Source organism: Methylophaga sp. UBA1464 (assembly GCF_002325665.1).
Classification (GTDB): domain Bacteria; phylum Pseudomonadota; class Gammaproteobacteria; order Nitrosococcales; family Methylophagaceae; genus Methylophaga.
In genome coordinates, this window is record NZ_DCSO01000089.1 from 91,980 (window position 1) to 95,967 (window position 3,988).

4 protein-coding genes are annotated in these 3,988 nt (G+C 44.3%); 3 read left to right on the forward strand and 1 reads right to left on the reverse strand.

All coding sequences use genetic code 11. The features are described from left to right. From B3O33_RS12000 to B3O33_RS12010, 3 genes are all read left to right on the forward strand, one after another. On the forward strand, positions 1-1,110 hold a 1,110-nt coding region (locus B3O33_RS12000; protein ID WP_292363680.1), incomplete at its 5' end, for an FAD-dependent oxidoreductase. Then, positions 1,107-1,910: an aldo/keto reductase gene (locus tag B3O33_RS12005; RefSeq protein WP_292360427.1), complete on the forward strand. Its 804-nt coding sequence runs from the start codon at positions 1,107-1,109 to the stop codon at positions 1,908-1,910. The genes B3O33_RS12000 and B3O33_RS12005, both read left to right, overlap by 4 nt. Positions 1,911-2,059: 149 nt before the next feature. Continuing rightward, positions 2,060-2,686 (forward strand): hypothetical protein, encoded by a 627-nt coding sequence (locus B3O33_RS12010; protein WP_292360429.1) that lies wholly within the window; start codon positions 2,060-2,062, stop codon positions 2,684-2,686. 253 nt (positions 2,687-2,939) lie between these two features. Here B3O33_RS12010 and B3O33_RS12015 read toward each other — a convergent pair. Next, positions 2,940-3,988: cryptochrome/photolyase family protein (locus B3O33_RS12015; RefSeq protein ID WP_292363681.1), on the reverse strand; the 1,049-nt coding region annotated here is incomplete at its 5' end.

Sequence of the window (3,988 nt, forward strand, 5' to 3'; positions counted from 1 at the left end):
AATCACTGCCTGCTATTGGAAAATCAGAAAATTGGTCATGCCCAGACCCTTAGTGCTCAGGGCATTATTCATGGCGGCAGCAAATACGCACTAAATGGCATTTTATCTAACGCCGCGCAAACCATCAGCGGTATGCCCGCCCGCTGGAAAGCCTGTCTGCAAGGCAACGGTGAAATTGATTTATCCGACGTTAACGTGTTTACCGAACATCAACTGCTCTGGTCCACCCAAAGCCTGTCTTCCAAAATGGTGTCGTTTTTTGCCAGCAAAGCGCTACAAAGCCGGATGCAGAATATCCCTAAATCTGAGCGCAATGGTTTGTTTGCCGATGACGGTTTTAAAGGCGCGTTATATCAATTGGATGAACCGGTGCTGGATGTCACCAGTTTACTCAAAGCCTTAATCAAACCCTATGCCGCAACGATTTTAAAAACGCCTGACAGCATACTGGAATGGATAAAACATGATGGCAACATTACCGCCATGCGTTTTGGTGATGAACTGGAAATTCAGGCACAGCAGTTTGTGCTTACTTCTGGCGAAGGTACAGGCGAGATATTAGAAAGCCTGCAACTGAGCAAACCCAAAATGCAGAAACGGCCATTACAAATGTTGCTCTGCAAAGCTAAAGATCCGGCTAATCCTTTACCGCAGATTTATGCCCATAGCCTCGGCAGTGGCAGCAAACCAATTGCCACCATCAGCAGTCATCCCGATAAAACCGGCAATATCGTCTGGTACCTCGGCGGTAATATTGCTGAAGAAGGTGTCGGCAAAGATCCAGATAGTTTGATTGAGGAAGCATGCGATTTACTTAAACAAATCCTGCCGTGGTTTACCCTGCCGGAACTGGAATGGACCACCCATAATATTAATCGCGCCGAACCAAAACAAAGCGGTTTTGCACGTCCCGACAGCGCCTATGTCAGCAGTCGTAACAATCTGCATATTGCCTGGCCGACCAAGTTAGCTTTATCACCCGATCTAGCCGATAAAGTCATTGAAGCGCTGGCAAAGCAAAAGGTGCAAAAAACGGTGCATCCCGAGCAGCATATTTTGCCCCTGGCACAACTGGCCGAACCGCTTTGGGATCGGGCATTTACTAAATGAACAAGCTACCTAAAAAAAATATTCCCGGCACCCAATTGGATGTTTCTGTGCTGGGGCTTGGCACCGTCAAACTGGGACGCGATAAAGGTGTTAAATACCCCGAATCGTTCACCATTCCTAATGATGAAACCGCCCTCGCCTTAATGCAGCAAGCCTGGGATTTAGGCATCAATCTGATTGATACCGCACCCGCCTACGGCAACAGCGAACAACGTCTCGGCGAGTTATTGCCACAACTACCGCACGACTGGATTATCTGCTCCAAAGCCGGTGAACAGTTTGATGCCAATACCGGTGAGTCACATTTCGATTTTTCCCGTGATGCAATTATTAGAAGTGTTGAACAAAGCCTGCAACGTCTCAAACGTGAGGTGATTGATATTGTATTGATTCACTCCGACGGCAACGATGTGCCGATCATTGAACAGCATCGGGCACTGGAAACCCTCAATGAGCTTAAACAACAAGGTCTGATTGCTGCCACCGGCATCTCCAGCAAAACCGTCGACGGCGGCCTGCTCGCCCTGCAAAAGTCCGATATCGTCATGGTCACCCATAACCTCGCCTATCAGGACGAACAAATCGTGATAGATACGGCTGAACAGCTCAATAAAGCCATCTTTATCAAAAAGGCCTTTGCCAGTGGGCATTTGCCAGCCAACTCAACCAAAGACAGTGTCAGTGCCAGCTTTGAAATGATCTTTGCTAACCCGGCGGTGGCTAGTGTGGTGGTTGGGACGATAAATCCGTTGCATTTGGCTGACAATGTGGCTAAGGCTATTCGGGCTTTTGATAAGTAATTAACCACAGAGACACAGAGGGTACAGAGTTTTTTTGGGGTTAATATTTATCCGCAGATTTCGCAGATGGACGCAGATTTAACTTTAAATACATGAATTATTTTCTGCTTTACAGCTTCTTGATGCTTGATATTTGATAGGAACAGTTAATGAAACTATTGAAGAATATGGAAAGTTTAATAATTTTTTTCGTTACGATAGTTTCTGTAATTGTCATAACGTCCTACTCTTTAGCTTACTTTGCTTTCAATTGGACTATTTCAAAAAATCCTTCTGATTGGGGAGTATTTGGTGATTTTTTTGGTGGTATTTTAAACCCTTTAATTGCCATAGCTGCACTGATAACACTTATTAGAGCTGTTAAACTTCAAAAATCAGAATTTCTAGCCACTCGCAATCATTTAGAAAACGAAGCAAAAAAAAATGAGCTATATCGACTCATTTCCGGCTTGGAACAAAAAATTGAATCACATTTACAAATCGATGTAAAAAATGATTCTGGTGAAGAAGTACTTACTTTTGGTCCTCTAAATCAATTTTTGAAACCGGGATGGGCTCCGCCCAAAAAAACATTCGTATCTTTAGGAAATTCTAATTTATGTACTTCTATTAAGGACTACTCTGCTCAAATACTAAATTTGATAATAAAATTGGAAGATTTATTAAAAGAATATGATTCATTAAGCGGTGGAGAATCAGTGGTAGCTCAACATTTTATGGGGTTGTATCAAAAAACAAAGGAAGCATGCCAAGATCAAATTGGGGAAGCAAGGTAGGTTGGGTTGAGCTTGTGAAACCCAACATTTTGGCTTGAATATTCGATATTTGTTGGGTTTCATTGCATTCAACCCAACCTACCAAAAATACCTTGATAATTTACGGATAGTTTATTTAAAACCTCCGTGCCCTCTGTGTCTCTGTGGTTGATTAATTTTGATGAATATTAATTAAAAATCTGCGTCCATCTGCGTAATCTGCGGGTTAAACCTTTGGAGTTCAGTTACCAAAAGCTTCGGATTCAATTGAAAATTAATCTTTCGGCAAATCCTTAAATGCCGCAATGGCATCTTTTCTGGCCTGTTTGTAATCCACCACCGGTTGCGGGTAGCCGCATTGGTCTCGTAGCTCTGCTGGTGGATTATGCAGTTGCTTGATTGGCACATCCTTTAATTCCGGAACAAAGCGTTTGATAAACAATCCCTGTGGGTCATAACGTTCGGATTGCAATGTTGGATTAAACACCCGAAAGTAGGGCGCGGCGTCGACGCCGGTTGATGCACTCCATTGCCAGCCGCCGTTATTGGCAGCGAATTCACCATCAATTAAAGTTTGCATAAAATATTGTTCACCACGTCGCCAGTCGAGTAACAGCAGTTTGCTGAGAAAGCTGGCGGTGATCATTCTGAGTCGATTATGCATCCAGCCGGTTTGGTTGAGTTGACGCATAGCAGCGTCAACAATCGGAAAGCCGGTTTTGCCTTCGCACCAGGCTTTGAAACCGGCTTCATCATTACGCCAGATAACTTTTTCGGTTTCCGGTTTGAATGCCTTACCCATACTGATGCGTGGAAAATACAGCAATAATTGTTTGTAAAAATCCCGCCAGGCGAGTTCACGTAACCAGTCATCATGACGCCAGTCACGATTAGCTTCGCCACAATAAAACTGAATGGTGGCCAGTAATCTTCTCGGACCTAACTGGCCGTTGGCCAGATATGGTGACAAGGTGCTGGTGGCCGGTTTGCTGGGAAAATCGCGTTGAGTTTTGTAATCATCGAGTTTGATTTCACAAAATGCCGAAACACGTTCTAAGGCTTTTTGTTCGTTGCCGGGCCATAAATCATCACGAAATTCTCCGGCCCAGTCACATGCCAATAGATCCGGTTTTAGGGCTTTACCCTGTGATTTTGGTTCGGCATACGGGGCTTGCTGAATATCTTCGAGGATTTGCAGCCAGCGACGGTAATAAGGCGTGAACACTTTAAAAGGGTCATCCTGCTGGGTTTTTACCGGTAAGGCGACCAATAGGTCTTCGGCGAGCAGATGCACCTTGAAATTGGCTTTGCTTAATACATCTT

Coding starts and splice junctions, on each gene's coding strand:
- B3O33_RS12005 (WP_292360427.1), top strand. CDS start 1,107: ATGAACAAGCTACCTAAAAAAAATATTCCCGGCACCCAATTGGATGTT.
- B3O33_RS12010 (WP_292360429.1), top strand. CDS start 2,060: ATGAAACTATTGAAGAATATGGAAAGTTTAATAATTTTTTTCGTTACG.